Source organism: Methanospirillum hungatei, from assembly GCF_019263745.1.
In the GTDB taxonomy this organism is placed as follows: Archaea; Halobacteriota; Methanomicrobia; order Methanomicrobiales; family Methanospirillaceae; genus Methanospirillum; species Methanospirillum purgamenti.
In genome coordinates this window covers 1,484,939-1,502,031 of the sequence record NZ_CP077107.1, presented here as the reverse complement: position 1 = coordinate 1,502,031, position 17,093 = coordinate 1,484,939, and the positions used below count along the sequence as shown (strand labels likewise).

15 protein-coding genes are annotated in these 17,093 nt (G+C 42.7%); 4 read left to right on the top strand and 11 right to left on the bottom strand.

Features of this window, described 5'->3' with window-relative positions:
* Positions 1 to 60: 60 nt before the first annotated feature.
* From KSK55_RS07115 to KSK55_RS07105, 3 genes are all read right to left on the bottom strand, one after another.
* Positions 61 to 327, bottom strand: a complete 267-nt coding sequence (locus tag KSK55_RS07115; RefSeq protein ID WP_218608708.1) for a hypothetical protein — start codon at positions 325 to 327, stop codon at positions 61 to 63.
* A complete protein-coding gene (locus tag KSK55_RS07110) occupies positions 324 to 539 on the bottom strand; it encodes a hypothetical protein (RefSeq protein WP_256664264.1) in 216 nt (71 codons plus the stop codon). The genes KSK55_RS07115 and KSK55_RS07110 overlap by 4 nt, the downstream gene beginning before the upstream one ends.
* A gap of 229 nt (positions 540 to 768) precedes the next feature.
* Complete coding sequence (locus KSK55_RS07105; RefSeq protein ID WP_218608706.1) at positions 769 to 3,198, bottom strand: methyl-accepting chemotaxis protein; 2,430 nt, start codon at positions 3,196 to 3,198, stop codon at positions 769 to 771.
* Between the two features lie 129 nt (positions 3,199 to 3,327).
* Between KSK55_RS07105 and KSK55_RS07100 the strand changes: the two genes are divergently transcribed.
* Positions 3,328 to 5,136 carry a sensor histidine kinase gene (locus tag KSK55_RS07100; protein ID WP_218608705.1) on the top strand — a complete coding sequence of 603 codons (1,809 nt, stop codon included), beginning with the start codon at positions 3,328 to 3,330 and terminating at the stop codon, positions 5,134 to 5,136.
* A gap of 64 nt (positions 5,137 to 5,200) precedes the next feature.
* Here the strand turns inward: KSK55_RS07100 and KSK55_RS07095 are convergent, their stop codons facing one another.
* Complete coding sequence (locus KSK55_RS07095) at positions 5,201 to 5,668, bottom strand: hypothetical protein (protein WP_218608704.1); 468 nt, start codon at positions 5,666 to 5,668, stop codon at positions 5,201 to 5,203.
* Positions 5,669 to 5,837: 169 nt separating this feature from the next.
* Between KSK55_RS07095 and KSK55_RS07090 the strand changes: the two genes are divergently transcribed.
* The gene (locus KSK55_RS07090) at positions 5,838 to 6,452 is read left to right on the top strand and encodes a response regulator (protein ID WP_218608703.1); all 615 of its coding nucleotides are present in this window, start codon (positions 5,838 to 5,840) and stop codon (positions 6,450 to 6,452) included.
* A 3-nt stretch (positions 6,453 to 6,455) separates the two neighbouring features.
* Here KSK55_RS07090 and KSK55_RS07085 read toward each other — a convergent pair whose 3' ends face one another.
* From KSK55_RS07085 to KSK55_RS07055, 7 genes are all read right to left on the bottom strand, one after another.
* Entirely contained in the window at positions 6,456 to 7,856 is a 1,401-nt protein-coding gene (locus tag KSK55_RS07085) for a response regulator (RefSeq protein WP_218608702.1), read from the bottom strand.
* Positions 7,840 to 11,001 carry a PAS domain S-box protein gene (locus KSK55_RS07080; protein ID WP_218608701.1) on the bottom strand — a complete coding sequence of 1,054 codons (3,162 nt, stop codon included), beginning with the start codon at positions 10,999 to 11,001 and terminating at the stop codon, positions 7,840 to 7,842. Before KSK55_RS07080 ends, KSK55_RS07085 begins: the two co-directional genes overlap by 17 nt.
* A gap of 104 nt (positions 11,002 to 11,105) precedes the next feature.
* Positions 11,106 to 12,428 carry an FAD-dependent oxidoreductase gene (locus KSK55_RS07075; protein ID WP_218608700.1) on the bottom strand — a complete coding sequence of 441 codons (1,323 nt, stop codon included), beginning with the start codon at positions 12,426 to 12,428 and terminating at the stop codon, positions 11,106 to 11,108.
* Positions 12,429 to 12,497: 69 nt separating this feature from the next.
* A complete protein-coding gene (locus tag KSK55_RS07070; RefSeq protein ID WP_214420383.1) occupies positions 12,498 to 12,968 on the bottom strand; it encodes a CS domain-containing protein in 471 nt (156 codons plus the stop codon).
* Positions 12,958 to 13,578, bottom strand: coding sequence for an ArsR family transcriptional regulator (locus KSK55_RS07065; RefSeq protein WP_218608699.1), 621 nt, complete (start codon positions 13,576 to 13,578; stop codon positions 12,958 to 12,960). Before KSK55_RS07065 ends, KSK55_RS07070 begins: the two co-directional genes overlap by 11 nt.
* A gap of 33 nt (positions 13,579 to 13,611) precedes the next feature.
* The gene (gene guaB, locus KSK55_RS07060; protein WP_218608698.1) at positions 13,612 to 15,072 is read right to left on the bottom strand and encodes an IMP dehydrogenase; all 1,461 of its coding nucleotides are present in this window, start codon (positions 15,070 to 15,072) and stop codon (positions 13,612 to 13,614) included.
* Between the two features lies 1 nt (position 15,073).
* Positions 15,074 to 15,760 (bottom strand): (5-formylfuran-3-yl)methyl phosphate synthase, encoded by a 687-nt coding sequence (locus KSK55_RS07055; protein ID WP_218608697.1) that lies wholly within the window; start codon positions 15,758 to 15,760, stop codon positions 15,074 to 15,076.
* A 44-nt stretch (positions 15,761 to 15,804) separates the two neighbouring features.
* Between KSK55_RS07055 and KSK55_RS07050 the strand changes: the two genes are divergently transcribed.
* Together KSK55_RS07050 and tmk are read left to right on the top strand one after the other, a co-directional pair.
* Positions 15,805 to 16,485 (top strand): HisA/HisF-related TIM barrel protein, encoded by a 681-nt coding sequence (locus KSK55_RS07050; protein ID WP_218608696.1) that lies wholly within the window; start codon positions 15,805 to 15,807, stop codon positions 16,483 to 16,485.
* Positions 16,470 to 17,093, top strand: coding sequence for a dTMP kinase (tmk, locus tag KSK55_RS07045; protein ID WP_218608695.1), 624 nt, complete (start codon positions 16,470 to 16,472; stop codon positions 17,091 to 17,093). The genes KSK55_RS07050 and tmk overlap by 16 nt, the downstream gene beginning before the upstream one ends.

Sequence of the window (17,093 nt, the reverse complement as noted above, 5' to 3'; positions counted from 1 at the left end):
CGAAATACGGTATTTTCTAAGTTTCCAGTAGTATCAATTGCTTTTTTAATAAGGGATTTTTTATATAAATCGGTTATATCGTTTATGTGCTATTCCTATTGGCAATATATCTGTTACTCTGACAAGATCATGTTCCGGATAGATCATAAAGAACACAGTATAGGTTCTCCCAATATGTAGACGGTAAACATCATTACCGATCTTTTCAATTTCAGAAGCCTGAAATGGATCTTCGAGCCTGCGTAATTGTTTGAGAATAATACGTCGACTTTTTAAAGGTAATTCTTTCACAAAATTACACGCCGATAATTCTATCTCAACTTTCATTCTTTCCAGACTTCCTCGGCCTCATCCAGTGAAAGAAATTCTCCCTCTTCTGCAATTTTTTTTACATGTTGAATGATATCTAGTTTTTCTCGTTCTTCAATCAAATCTACAATGAGATGATCAAAGGTTTCACCAGGTTTTTTAAGGATTGAGAGTTTTTCCCAGGTTGCAGGTGTGACCGGGATCCGTTTATATGTCTGAGTACTGGACATGTTATACACATTGCACATGTGTGCAATTAATATCTTACTTTCATGATGATAGAGAGGGTTTTGTAATCGGATTGATGATTCCTCTCACTTTAATGGCCATTATAATAGAAACGATTCTCAAGTTCTCCTTATTTTACCAGAGTTATAAAAAGAAACCGGATGCTTATCAGCATATCATCCATGTTTAATAATCTCATTAATATAAAAATATATATATGTATAAAAAAATTTAATAATATTTAAACTGCATCATCTCTTGTTCTATTCTCTGCACTGCCTCTTCGGCAAGTTCGGTTGTGTTTCTAATCTTCTCCATTGACTCATTCACTTGCGAGACCATCTGGGTAATCTGTTCAACTGCAGCAGATGACTCTTCACTTGCAGCAGCAAGTCCAACCGATTCTTTTGCTGTCTGCTGAACCATGTCACTAAACTCATTCACCGTTGCTGTTACTTCCTCAACAGATGCTGCCTGTTCTTCACTTGCTGCAGCCACTTCGCTCATATTTGCATTAATGACCGCAATAGATCCGACGATTTCGTTGAAAACTGCAAGAGTCTCACTGACTGAGTTATTTCCTATCTCAACCTCGGTTATGGATTTCTTCACTGCATCTGCCATCGCAATTGATTTTTTCTGAAGTCCTGAGATGATTCCGGCAATGTTCTCTGCAGATTTTTGTGATTCATTTGCCAGTTCTTTTACTTCAGATGCAACAACAGCAAATCCAAGACCTGCTTCTCCTGCACGAGCTGCCTCTATTGCTGCATTTAATGCAAGGAGATTTGTTTCTTCAGCAATGGAGCCGATGATATCAACGATCCGGCCAATCTCCTGCATCTGGTTTGCGATCTCCTGGTTCATCTGGTCAATTGCAGAAGATGACTGCATGATACCATGCATCCCTGATTCTGCCTGACCAGCAGCTTCTTTCCCTTTTTCAGAAAGTTCAGATGCCGTGTTTGTGAGAACTGAAACATGTTCCATTTTTGCTGCAACAGATGAGACGGTTGTGGCAAGATCTTGCATGGCTGCCAATATCTGCTGCGTAGTCATTCCACTCTTATCAGCAAGATCGCTTACTGCTGATGCAATCTGTGCAACCTGACCGACACCTTCTGATACGTCTTCAATACTCGTATGAGCCTCTTCAGTTTCCTCTGTAACTTCATCAACCCGTCCACTGACTTCAATCATCTCTTTTGCAAGGTTCTCCATCTGGATCTTCACTGCAGCAAGAGCCTGTGAAACGTCAATGCCAATTGTATCAAAGGCTTTTTGAAATGTGACAAACTCTCCTTCAAGATGTATGTCTGGGTTCATTCTCGCGGTAAAGTCCCCGGCTGCATACTTACCGGCTAATTTCATAGCTTCCTGTAAGGGGACTGCCATAGCATCCACGGTGTCATTTACTCCATCAATGATTACGGCATAATCACCCTGGAATTTCCTGACATCACCCCTGACATTCAGATTGCCTGATGCAGCAGCGGTACTGATAGTCCGAATTTCATCCCGGAAGAGCTGGAACGTTACAACCACATCTGCAAATGCACGACCAAGAATTCCAATCTCATCTTTGTGATGTATAGTTTCCATATCTCCGGAGAGATCACCATCTCGAACACGGTTTGCAAGTTTTACAAGGTTATCCATCCGGTTCGAAATAGAGCGGCCAAAGAGTGTGGCAACAATAAATCCGCCGATAATTCCAAGAATCATCACGATGATAATGGTATTACGAATGTTATCTATTGGCCCGGTAAAATCCGTTATGTCTGCATTTGCAACGATGATCCAGTCGAATGGTTCAAAATAAGTAAAGACCGCTATTTTAGGAATGCCATTATATGTATATTCCAGATATCCTTCTTTTTGGGTGACTATTTCCTTGATGAACGGAAGATCCGAATCATTTTTTCCTTCCCTGGTCGGATGAATAAGGGCAAGACCAGTACTATCAAGGACGAAGACATATCCATTCTCACCAATTTTTTTGCTTTTTATCTGTTCCTGTAACAGACCAATCGTTTCTGCTTCATCTACACCGACATAGAGAATTCCTATGATATCATTCGCCTGGTTTTTAATTGGTTCATAGGCGGTGTTATATTTCTTTCCTACAACGGTTGCAGTCCCGTAATACGTCTGGCCTTTATTAATGACAGCATCATACACTGCAGCAGATACAGGAGTTCCAACAGCTCGTTTTCCATCCTCTCCGATTACATTTGTTGAAATCCGGATCGCCTGGTCACCTTTCTTTTGAAATACGGTTGCTGTACCACCAATTAATTCCTGGACACCATCAACGATCTCAAAATTGTCATTCACTTTGTATGATGAGCCCAGCATCATGTTCCCGGTAACTATCTCCGGTTTTCCTTTTGAGTAAAAACTCTGCCTCAATACATTCAGGTCACTGTTCACCTTTGCCTGTGTGAGGCCATATACGGTTATTGTCTCTTCCTGTAGATCTTTACTTTGTGTTTCAAGGTTGGTCTTTATATTATCTTTAATAGCCGCTTCTGCGCTGGTATATGCAACAATCCCCAGCACCAAAGTAGGAATAATCACCAGAATAAGGCAGATTATGGTGATCTTCTTCCCAATTGTGGCATTATCAAACCACTTCGTTACTCTACTTCCAAACTCCATCGGTTCCCACCAATATATGGTACTCTGGTTAATGAATTTAAAAGATGTTCGGTTCTTCCTCTACCCGTACACTTATTAAGGGATGATGAGAAAAGCTCATTATTAGATAGTATATTTAACAGGGAGGTCATGCGATTGACAAATGATCAGAAAAAAATTTTCATTCTGACCGTTCTAGTATTCATTCTCGCAATCTCCCTTACGATGCAGTATAGTTATCTTCTTTTTCATGTCATTTCTGAATTTTTCAGTATCATCATCGCCGGTGTTATCTTTGTCATCGCCTGGAATAGTCGGGACAAACTGGACAATGGCTTTTTCCTGGTAATCGGAATATCTTTTTTCTTCATCGGGACATTCGATCTAGTTCACACCCTTGCGTATAAAGGGATGGGAATATTTACCGGATATGATGCAAATCTCCCCACACAACTCTGGATAGCAGCCAGATATATGGAGGCCATGTCGTTCCTGATTGCTCCCTTTTTTATTGTAAGAAGGGTTCATGCAGGGGGCTTTTTCTGGGGATATTTCATTATAACAACATCATTGTTTATTCTTATTTTCAGGAGATATTTTCCTGATTGTTATATTGAGGGTTCCGGCCTTACATCCTTTAAAATCATCAGTGAATATATCATCTGCCTGATCCTTGCCCTGGCAATTTTCCTGCTTTATAAGAACAAACATGCTTTCTCAAAAGATGTACTCATCCTCCTATATGGAGCATTGATAGCGACCATTGGTTCCGAACTTGCTTTTACATCGTATATCAGTGTATATGGACCCGCGAATTTCCTAGGTCACATATTAAAAATAGTTGCATTTGCCCTTATTTATCAGGCAATTGTTGTCACTGGTATTCGAAAACCATTTGAAATGATTTTTCGAAATCTTTCAGAGAGTGAAAAGAAGTATCGTGGATTGTTTGAAAACATGGATGAAGGAATTGCAGTATTTTCATTGATCTTTCAGGACAACAAGGCGGTTGATTACCTGTTCTCTGATCTAAATCTTCAGTACGCCCAGATAATGGGAACAGACCCTGATCAACTGATTGGAAAAACAGGAAAAGAAATCTACAATACTGCTCCTCCTCCCCACATTCAACAGTTTGAAAAAATTGCACGAGATGGGATCTCGGAACGGTTTATTGTCTTTTATAAACCAGAACTGAAATATTATGCCATCTCGGCATTCAGCATGGGCAAGAATACTATCGCAACAGTTGTAGCGGACATTACCGCAATGAAAGTTTCAGAAGGGGCACTTATTCGTGCAAACCAGAAATTACAGTTATTATCCCAGATAACCCGCCATGACATTAATAATGACCTCTCTCTTGCCTATGCTTCAATTGATCTCATCAAAAACAGATTACCTGAAGAACCCGAAGTAGATCAATACTTCATTTATCTTCGTGAATCAATCGATGCCATCAACTCGAAGATATCTTTTACCAGGAATTATGAGCAGATGGGAACACAAAAACCAACCTGGCATCTTGTCAGAAAAGTTGTAGACGATGTTCATGTATCAAATCCCCGTTTTTCAAATATAAAACTCAACAATAATCTCGGAGATCTTAAGATATTTGCAGACATGATGCTTCAGAAGGTCTTTGCAAATTTGATGGACAATTCTGTCAGGCATGGAGAGACAGTAACATCAATTTCACTCTCATATGAGGTATCTGAAACCGGATGCAATATCTATTATGAGGATAACGGGGTAGGTATTAGTCCGAAGAGTCGGGTTTCTTTATTCGAGCCCGGTTATGGTGCAACCCATGGATTCGGACTATTCCTTATCAAAGAGATCCTTCTTCTTACCGGAATCGGGATTTATGAGGACGGAAAAGATGGAAGAGGGGTTCGATTTGTTCTTCAGATTCCTAAAGGTGGGTATGTGGTTCCAGGATCGATGAATAATGGATGACTGGTGATGAAATAAATCCGCGATGACAAACCAGAAATCCTCATTCGGTAGTGTGATCCATTTTTTAATATCGGGAAGGATCAGTACCCTCCTTAACCATAGCTTCTGTAATCAGGACAAATGCAGGAATATTTACGATTAACCATTCAAAGAATGGATAAACTTCTTTATATACTGGTTCAGGTAGTTTTTTCTTTAATATTTGAACTGTTGTGTCCAGGTTTGCAGGCCAGTATTCAACAAAAAACCCATGAGATCGATATGCTCTGAATGCCCAGAGGGATGTCTGCACAAGAACCATAGGATCATAACTATGAAAAATTGCACCCATGAACCTGAGGTAATTTCGTGAGTTATTTTCCATCATTTCGGCATTCCCTTTCCCAATGAGCCGTCCAATATCTGGACGGGCCAGCATTATCCGGTTCAGTTCTTCTGCGATTTCATCAATCTTGTCATAGTACGCGTTTGTTGAATCTTCTGATGGTTGTTTTAATTTCTGTGCAGATTGTATCAGTTTTTGTTCATCCACTGGATTTTCCTCCCCATATGAGCACCAGTTATATCATTTCCATCTTCTTTGTACAATTTATATCTTCCCTGGAAGAGGTATGGTTCATCTCCCGTTTTGCATGACTGATACTATAAAAAAAAGAATAAATTTATCGTTATAGAATTTTTCATATTATAATGTAAAAAAAATGCAGATTCTGCTCATTGATGATAATGAAAAACTGTGCAAGCTATATCAACAACTTCTGATACGCGGAGGTCATGAAACCCGGATCCTGACCGACTCTGCAAAGGCACTGGATACAATACGAGAGTCACCTCCAGACCTAATTCTCCTTGATATCATGATGGAACCGGTATCGGGATGGGAAGTCTTGGAGCAGATACGAAGTTCAGAAGAATTTTCAGAGTTGCCTGTCATTATCCTGACCGGAAAGGTTCTGACTGCACAGGAAGCATTGCAATATGGTCTTAAGATAGAAGGATTTGTTATGAAACCTCTGGAAAGGACTATGCTTCTTGCAGCTATAGACGAAGCAAAAGATCTTATTGACGAAAGTGATGCATGTTATTCTCGAGCTCTGTTATCTGGGCTTTCTCCGGAAAAGGCAATCGCGTGTAAAAGGGCAGTTAAAACCAAAAAAATACTCCTCTTTTTACGGGATACCCTGACAAAACAGGAGACACTCCTGAAAAAGGAGGCAGAACAAAATGATGAGATTCTTCATAGCCTGGATGATCTGAGAACCATGATTACTCAAGAGTTTCAGAAGATCACCCTTATTACTGAAAACTGTCCCTGAACGTTAACTTTTTTCATCTTTAGACATTTGATCTTTCAATTCTGCATAGTGTATCCAGGCCGTATCTAGTTTTGCAATTAGATCAGATATCCTCTCAGTCATTTCGAAAATGTATCCCTGATCCAGTGAATCTCTATCTGATATTTTTAAAAGAAGATCCTGAATTGGAATTCGCATTTCAGAAGAAATTCCACGTATATGCTCAAGTGCTGCATATAGATCAGCATATTCTTTTTTAAATTTTTCAGCTTCAAATAATGCATGACGCTCATTCGTAACATCATCCATGATTGTAGCGATGTGAGTTGTTACACCATCTTTTTTTAAGGGGATTCTTGTAAACTCGATGAACTTTATGACCTCTCCAAAGGTATATTTACGAATTCTTCGTTCAGTCTCTCCTCCCCGGAACATCTCCTGCATATCCTGGAGATCTCCAAAGAATGAGAACCTCGGAGTTTCATACAAGGGTCTGTTGAGCATATATTGACTAATCCCCGCTTTTTTGGCAAGTTCTGCAAACATTGGATTATATCCTGCCAGCATCATTCCTTTGTCAATGACAAATGCAGGAAGACGAAGGGTAGTTGTAAGAGCAACCAGATGCCTGATGATATCAGGGCCGACAAGAATTGATCCATCTTCTGTGTCGTCCCCGGTTTCAAGAATCATCAGGGAATATGGTGTTTTTTCTGATCCCTGAAAGACAAAACCGCTGGTCAGAGTCACCGGTATAATACTGCCGTCTTTTTTTCTGACTGCTACCTGATCAGGGAGGATCATCTCCGTGTCTGATGAAACGGATGGATCAGGAATTTCATTCGTTTTTTGTGAAGTGAAAAAAACACTGGCAGGTTTTCCAATAAGTTCCTGTTTGATAAATCCTGCAATATCAGCTGCTTTTTGATTTATCTCCTCAATGATCCCGGACTTTGAGAGGACAATTGCAGGTAATGAGAGAGTTGCTATTTTTTTCCCCAGTTCTGATATGGTTTCCGGATGAATCTCTTCCCTGACCTTCTTTTTTATCCGGTGTTTATGCAGACTCATCTCGATATTTGTCATAAGTTCCCGCTCTTTGAACGGTTTGAGGAGATAACCTGAAGGGGACACAGCAATTGCCCGTTCAAGAGTTGCCTTGTCTGAATGAGCGGTCAGGAAAATTATGGGAAGATCATACAGTTCAATGATACGTTTAGCAGCGGTAATTCCATCCATCTCGCCTTTGAGTCTGATATCCATAAGAACAAGATCCGGGTTTGTTTCTCCTGCCTTTAAAATTGCAGACTCTCCAGTAATGGCTTGACCAACAACCTCGTAACCCATCCCTCGAAGTTTTTGTTTGATCTCCATCGAAATGATCATCTCATCTTCAACTATCAGAATTTTACTCCCTTGTGGCATCAGATCCACCTCCCATAATAAATCCTTCTTTGACTGGAATTTTCATCTTTACAACAGCTCCGTTATCCGAATGAAAAGAAATTTCTCCACTTGACTGAAATATGAGATTTGCAATAATCTGCATACCAAGTGTATCGCTCGTCTCTATATCAAAATTCATTGGGAGTCCTTTCCCGGTATCCTGGTACGTAATATCGAGATATTGATGATCGTTGGGAACAATGCTGATTGAAATTGTCCCTTTTTTCCCCGGAGCAAATCCATGCTTAAATGAATTGGTAATGAGTTCATTCATGATAAGACCGAGTGGGATTCCTGCATCAATCGTCATCTCAATGGATGGATCACAGATAAGGTTGAGAGTTATTAATGACTCATCAGGAGAATAGTCTGATATTAACGTGTTTGCCAGGGAATTGATGTATTCAAGGAGGTTAATACTTACCAGGTTGTCGGTCCGGTAGAGTTTTTCATGGACAATTGCCATGGATATGATTCTGTTTTTACTCTCCTGAAGCACATCAAACACTATCGGATTGTCAACCATGCTGCTTTGAATCCTGAGCATACTGACAATAATCTGCATATTATTTTTAACTCGATGATGAACTTCACGGAGGAGAATATCCTTTTCCTTAAGTGAGAGACGAATATCCTCTTCTGCCTGTTTTCTCACCGTGATATCCATGATGCTTCCGATGACGGCTGGTTTTCCTTTATATAATATCCCGGAAATGAGATTTTCGATTCGAATTACTCTACCGTCAGCTGTAATTCCCCGAAATTCATAGTCATCAGTTGCATCTTGGTTTTCAATGATCCGTTTATGGTGTTCAAATACCATCCCGGTATCATCCGGATGAATATAGTGTATTATTGGTGAATTATCCAGTTCTTCTCGTGAACAACCAAGTATCTCAGCCATCCGGGGATTGGTATAAATAAACCGATAATCCTGTATAAGATATACACCAACCAGGGATCGCTCGACTGGTTTATGGAATAATTCTTCGGTCTGATACCTGCTGATTGCAGATCCGATTACCTCTGATGCCATTATCAGAGCCTCAATCTCTGCAATCGGACAAGAATGTTCCTTATTAAGGGTGACAAATCCCAAAACTCCCCACAAGGTGTCAAATGAAAAAACAGGGAGGAGAAGGAGAAATGATGGAATTTTACACCCTCCAGGAGTACCTATCTCAACATTGATTGCTTTTTTTTCAGCAAGGTAAAACCGGTTATTTTCAAGGTACTTGTAAAACGAAGGGATAATTTCAGAACATATTTTATCATACTCGCCATTTTGGTGATGAACATCAGGAGATAACCATTCACAGTAATACTCTTCAAATCCCGCCCGGTTATTCAGATTCATCCCCATCAGGATAGCCTGTTCTACTCCTGCAGCCTGACCAAGAAGTTCTAGACACTCTGGGATTATCGGTTCCCATTCATTATTTCTAACAAGAGTCTGGGCAACGGTACTCACTGAACTTAAAATTCTGTCTCGTCTCTCTAATTCTTCTCTTGTTTTTACCAGGTCGGTAATATCAAGGGTTGTTCCAACAAGACCGGTGACATCACCTGACTGGTCATGGACCGGAACCTTGGATGAAACAAACCACCGTGATATCCCATCTTCATTGATAACCTCTTCTTCCAGATTATAGATGGGTAAGTTTCTTGAAAGGACATAAAAATCAGATTCCTGTCTCTTTTCAGATATCTGGACCGGAAAAAAATCAGCGTCCGATTTGTCCTTCAGGTTCTCCGGATTTGCCCCCACAAATGAAAGAAATGGTTCATTGGCCATCAGGTACCTGAGCTTGTTATCTTTCATGTAGATTTGAGCAGTAGATGAAGCAAGAATTGCTGATATCCTCTCATAATACTCATGAATATGACGTTCTGCTTCAAGTCGCTCACGAATCTCCCTTGAGATACAAAAAAGAACATGTCTCCCGCTCCAGACACCTACCGTCCCTCTGGTTTCTACCGGTACTTCTCTGCCTTTACTGTCCAGAAATGGAAACGAATTTTTTATGGCTCCTCCCTCTCCTGTCAGATCCATAAACTGGAAAATGATCTCATCCCGTATTTCCGGGGTATACAGGATTTGGATCGGCATTCCGACCAGTTCTTCTTCGGTGTATCCAAGTACCCGGGTTGTTGCATGGTTTACACTAAGGATGGTCCCATCCATGTCGATAACAATAACCAGTTCCTGCATCGCCCGGTACAGTTCACTCAGTTCCTTTTCACGATGGCGAACCATCTCCTCTGATCGAATTCTGACTAACGTATTCCCAAGCTGACTCGTGAGAAGTTCGATGGTATCCCGGTGTTCTATTGGAACAATCCTGGGGTAACCCATGATAAAAGACAAAACGCCAGTTACCTCCCCTCCTGCCATGACCGGGATCTGCCCGCCTGATATAGATTCTATTACATCAGATTGCTCATTCCCATCTGAAAAGTAGAGCGGAGATTTCAAATGGACAACCTGGTGAAGATCTCCGAAGGTGAACTGTTTGATGAGTTCATTTGGCAGATTATGTGAGATAGCCAGTTCTATTTTATCCGTCTTCTCATTGATGAGGTGAATACTCCCGGATGTACATCCGGAAAGTGATCGGATTGCGGTAAGGGTGGCATCTAGAGCCTGGTTGGATGTTGATGCAACTGAAAGCCTCTCCATCAGGTCACGTTGTGCCCGCATCAGAATTTCACGTGTCCTGCTTCCTTCTTCAGACTCCTTTCTTGCGCGATATTTCTCAACAGAATTGGTAATTTTTTGAGCAATATCTGTAAAAAGCCTGGCTGGCTCCTCTGTTTTGAACTGGATGAAATCAGCACCGGCATTCATTGCGTTTAATATAACTTCCTTTTCATCCTGTCCGGTCAGTAAAACAAATGGAATATCCGGGACAAGTGCTTTTACTTTACGGATGAGGGTAATACCGTCCATATCCTCCATTCGATAATCGGTAATGACAGCATCAGCCTCACCTGCAATGATTTTATCAATTGCATCTTCAGGTGATGTATAGGCGGTTATCTCAAAATCACCGAACCCTTCCAGATAGATGCTGAGAAGTTCACCAAAAGCAGGTTCATCATCCACGGCAATGATTTTGATCATTGGACTTTCCTGATGAAGAAAGATTTTTTTTAAAACTAAAAAAGGTGTTGATTTTAGATGGAGTGAAAAAAATTATACTCTATTGTATCACCTTTTTGGGATTTTTATGATTTTCGTTTTCCATTCAGATATTTTAAAAGCCATGGAATTCCGTCTGCGGATGGGTGAACTTCAATGAACCGGTCAAATTCTTCAATCCTGATATCACTATTCATCATCCATCCAAGATAGGCCATGGCAACCGATGCTGCCGGAGATGCTTCAGATAGTCCCATTACATCTCCGTTTTCATCGAATTCAATGCTGGATGATCCGGTTCTTTTATTCTGTACCTCCCAGAACGTCCCTGGACCTGCCGGACCAGGAATTGAAATACCTTTACTTCCATTTCCTGGTTTTCTGCAATATGCAAGATCATGCTTGAGTTTTATTGCTTGTGGGACTGCTACTGGTTCTGGTTCGAATGAATTTCCAAGAATTGCATCTGCTGCTTTTCTTCCCTGATGACGGGCAACTGGGGTCAGATATCCTGTTCCTGTCACATCACCTGCTGCATATACTCCGGGAGCTGAGGTTTCCATTCGATCATTGACAATCAGTGCACCGTTTGGATCACATGTGATTCCTGAAATAAATCCGGTATTTGGGACCATCCCTGCTGCAAGCAGAACAACATCTGCAGGTATCTCCCGTATCCCTTCTTTATCTCTGATGATTACCCCGGTAACATGATTCTGACCGGTAATACCTGCAACAGTAACCTCTTCTTCAATAGTTACCTGTGCGAGATCCTTTCGTGCTTCATGAACGAGTTTATCAGGAAATGTTCTGAGTAGTGAGCTTCTCGCAAGAATTGTAACCTCTGATCCAAAAACACGAAAGATGTATGCAAATTCTGCTGCAATGACACCGCTCCCGATAATGACCATCTTCTTTGGAAGGTCTGGCATTGAGAGCAGAGTATGAGCAGTATACACCCCTGGAAGACAGCACCCAGAAATCTCAGGTATTTTTGGATGGGCACCGGATGCAATAATAATGGCATCAGCTGGTGTTTCTACCCCGTCAATAAGAAGTGATGATCCCTGAATATCAGCTGATCCATGTATTATTTCAACTCCTGCCTGCACAGTCTCCTGCTCGAGAACACCGGCAATTATCCGTATTGTCTCCTGCATCCGATGAATCAGGGATTCATATGAAAATTCAGAAATTGGACCCAATATTCCTAAACCCTGAAAGCCCCTTGCCTGATCCATGAGCCTCGCAACATCATTGAGAGCACAAATGGTCATACATCCCTGGTGCAGACACTGTCCTCCGACTCCCGCTGACCGTTTTTCTACCAGTCTGACTTTCTTTCCTGCTCCGGAAAGCCGCATAGCCGCGTACCGCCCCGCTGGTCCGCCGCCTATCACGACAATCATAAAGGAGTATCAGACACCGGTGATAATATATGCAATGAATTGATATCGGAAAAAAGTGAAATGTGGTTTTTAGGAAAACTCTGCTTCAGAGATATATTCCGGATCAACACCCGGTAGCTCTGGCGGGACTTTTTCAAGAACTACATCCAGTATCCCATTGCAGAATGTCCATGTGGATGTCTGCGGAACAATTGGAAATTGCAGTTCGATGTTTCCCGAAAGGCCCTGAGTACTGATGTGACAGCTTCGTTCAGAAAATTCAACCAATGGATCTTCTGAAAGGTGGGCAGGGAGTTGAACGGTCAGGTATGCAGTCTTTCCTGCATCAACCATCTCATAGGAGAGCCCGGTTTTTCCTTCTGGATCCTGGTTTTGGGATCCCTGGTGGGGCAGGCTCCCGGTGATGATTGCACACCCGATGATCCCTGGTTTCATCGAAGGTCCGTCCTGCATTTTTTTCATATTCTGTTCCAGTGATGTGATCTGCTCAAGTAGTTTTACCAGGTTTTTGAGTAGATCATCATAGGGATTATTCGGCATAAATACCTCGAATTTCTAATCCTGTTCCTTTCTTACAAACTATGCCTTCATCCATCAAATTCTGGAGGGTCCTATCCACCATTTCCGGAGGAAGGCTGGTCAGATCCCGTATTTCTTCAGTACTTTTTGCCCCATGTGCCAGGGCAACTGAAACCAGCATGCTTTCTTCTCCACTACCAGCACGTTTTCCTTCATGGAGAACTTCACTGATCTGATGATCTATCTCCCGTTCCATCTCTTCAAGTTTCTGGGCAATTTCATCACGTTCCTTGATCATCTGCCTGAGTTTCTGTAAGGAGATCAGGAGCCGTTGTTCACCTGAGAGAATTACCGGGACCAAATCATGGCTCTGGACATCCAGATGTACCTGAATACTGATGTCATGCTCAAGATAGTAATACTTTCTTCTCCGTTCATCACTTCGGAACGCAAGTATTCGTGCATCTTCAAGCATCTGGAGATGATCAATAACGGCCTTTGGTGATATCATCAGCCGTTCAGATATCTCAGTTACAAAACAGGGCTTTTCCCGGAGAAGTTCAATGATTCTCCTACGGTTCCGGTTACCGAGAATATCCAGCAGCCGGGACAGATCTGCCTGTTCCAACATCACTAACTCTATGTTAGTGAAAATGAGTATTTATTATATTCTATAGTTGGGAGCTTCATCGGTGATAGTTATGTTATGTGGATGGCTTTCATGATACCCAGCCTGGGTGATCCTGATAAATCTGGTTTTTTCATGCATATCTCTGATGTTACGCGCTCCAACATATCCCATTGCAGATTTTAATCCACCGATCATCTGGTATATAACATCAGCAACCGGTCCGACATATGGGGTGACTCCTTCCACACCTTCAGGAACAAATTTCGTCTTTCCAATCTCTTTTTTCTGGAAATACCGGTCTGATGAGACACCGGTTGACATGACACCAAGGGAACCCATTCCCCGGTACTGTTTATATTTCCTGCTCTGGATAGTTACGATCTGACCTGGTGATTCATCTGTCCCTGCAAACAGGTTTCCCATCATGACTGAATCTGCACCGGCAGCAATCGCCTTTGCGATATCTCCTGAGAATCGTATACCTCCGTCGGCGATGATCGGAACATCAGCTTCTGTTGCTACTTCTGCAACGGTGGAAATTGCGGTAATTTGTGGAACCCCGACACCGGCCACTACCCGGGTGGTACAGATAGATCCCGGACCAATACCCACTTTCAGACCATCAACAGTATCAGCAAGAGCTTCTGCCGCAGTTTTTGTTGCAATATTACCTGCGACAATATCAACCGAAATACTGCCTTTGATATCCTTGACACTTTTTACTACGTTGAGGTTATGACCATGAGCACAATCGACAACAATAGCATCCACCCCAGCATCTACCAACATCATGGCCCGTGCGTGATCATATGGGCCTACTGATGCAGCAACCCGGAGATTTCCATTACCATCCCTGATGGCATTTGGGAACTGTCTTTTTTCCAGGAGCTCCTGCATAGAAATAATCCCGGTTAATGTCCCTTCATCGTCCACAACCGGAAGTCGTTCAACTTTCCTGGAGTACATGAGGTCAAATGCATCATCTATTGAAATTCCCTCTCTGGCAACAATCGGCTCAGGAGTCATTATTGACTTAACCGGCTGGTTTCCTATCCGACTGACCATAGCCCTAAGATCACGCCTACTGACTATTCCTATGACTTTATCATTTTCAACGACGGGGACACCGCCGATCCCATGATAAGTCATCATACGGTCAACGTCAGCAATAAGAGAGTCGGGTTTTACTGTGAGTACTTCACGCTGAACGATTTCAGACTCAAGTTTGACTTTTCTGACCTCTTCAACCTCCTGTTCTGCAGTCATGTTCCGGTGAATAACGGTAATGCCACCGGCTCGGGCCAGTGCTACTGCCATCGAAGAGGTACTGACCGTGTCCATTGCAGCACTGACAAGAGGAATATTCAGTTCAATATTGCGAGAAAAACGGGTGGTGACCTCTGCCTGATTCGGCTCTACTTCAGAGGCGGCCGGAATGAGCAGAACGTCATCAAAAGTAAGCCCGGTTTCTGCCTGTAATTTTTCTATATACATTTTAGTGAACCATACTTACTGCCTTTAAAACAAGTTCTTCCTGTACCATCGCCGTTCGATCTCCCCCGCATACCATACCCCTGACTCCGATGATCTCCGGATTAATGCGTTTGAGAATTTCTATATCCGGAAACTTCAGGGATCCGGCAAGGGCAGTAGAAAGACCCAGAGATCTATTCAGGGCTGTAAACTCTGTGAGAAGTGCCTCATCCATAAATTCAAAGGTCGATTTTCCATCTTTGATACCAGTATCCACCATTGATATATCTGCACCTGCTTTGGCTGCAAGTGGAGCCATCTCAAATGGTGAAATGGTGTCAAGTCGTTCCCAATCAGAATAAGCGGCGATAACTACCTTTTTTACAGGGTACGTATCTTTCACAGCACGGGTTACTGAGTTGATAACCATCTGTGCTTCTTCTGCCCCATCAAACATCAGCCCGATCTTTATGTAATCAGCACCAGCTGCTGCAGCACCGAGAGCGGTCAGAGCTGCACCTCCTGGTTTATAGTCAAAATCACCAATAGCTGCACTTACGGGTTTATCAGTCAGGTCTTTTATTGCCCTGATTATCCAGGGAAAAGAGGCTCCAAGCGATCCCTCTTCGGGTCGTTTCACATCGACAATATCGGCAGAAAGTGCCTTCTTCGCTTCTTCTAATGTTGCTGGGCTGACAAGCAACTGCATACATTTTATGGAACCGGTATCTAAATAGTGATTACGTTTGTAATATGGACCTATATCTAGCCACAGACTTAAAATCCGGACAAATCGTTCATGGAAAGAGCGGTATGCGGGATTGGTACGTTCCGGTTACCTCTCTGTACGCAGACACTGCTGAACCGGTCAGATTTATTGAACAGATAAAACCCAGGTACTTGTATATTGCAGATTTGGACCGGATTTGCGGCGTTGGAGATCATGATGCCCTGATTCCTGCCCTTGCAGATCGGACAGAACGCATACTTCTGGATCGCGGATGCCGGAGCCCGGATGATGTCCTGGTTCTTCCGCGTGTTCACATGATCGTTGGAACTGAGACTGCTGCAGATACTCTGGATCAATTCAATGGGGGCGTCCTCTCGGTTGATATTAAAAATGATCTGGTGATTCCCTGGAACACTGATCCGGTTACTTTTCTCTCATCCTGCAACCGGTACCAGTTTGAGATGGTCATACTCCTTGACATTGGCCGGGTCGGTACCGGACGGGGACTTGACACTGAAAAATTATCTGCATTCAGGTCTGCTTATGCAGGTCCTCTCCTCTGGGGAGGAGGGGTATCATCTGAAGAGGATCTGGTGCTCCTTGAAAAAGCCGGGTTTGATGGGGCAATTATCGCGACAGCAGTTCACACCGGCAAAATTCCAATTGAGTATATCCGGAGGGGAGTATTTTGCTCGTCACCATAGAAGGCATAGACGGGAGTGGAAAGTCAACGCTTCACAAGGCCTTGGGACCATATCTTGCAGATCTTGATCCAGTAATTACCTGTGAACCAGGATCGACATGGATTGGTGAGGCAGTTCGTCGTGCCATCCGGGAACATGCCGACCCTATAGCAGAGGCTCTCCTGTTTGTTGCTGATCATGCTGCCCATCTCCGGGAAGTCATCCGGCCAGCTTTGTCAGAGGATCGTCTTGTCATATCTGACCGGTATATTGACAGTCGACTTGTCTACCAGCAGGTTACCCTTGACGGGATAATTCCTGATCCGCTCACCTGGCTAAGGGCGGTGCATCATGGGTGGACGATAATGCCGGATCTCACTATTCTGCTTGCCGTTCCGGTCCCGGTCGCCCTGGAGCGGACCGGTAAACGCGAGAGCGGAGAACATTTTGAGCAGGAATCAGTGTTGACCAAAGTTCAGGAGTATTACATGGAACTAGTTGAAGAGGATACAGCCCGGTTCCTTATACTGGACGGGACACTCCCCCCTGAACATATACTGAGGGTTGCAGGTGAAGTGATTCGGTTCCGATATGATGAGATGAACAGGAAGAAAAAGAAAAAATATTAA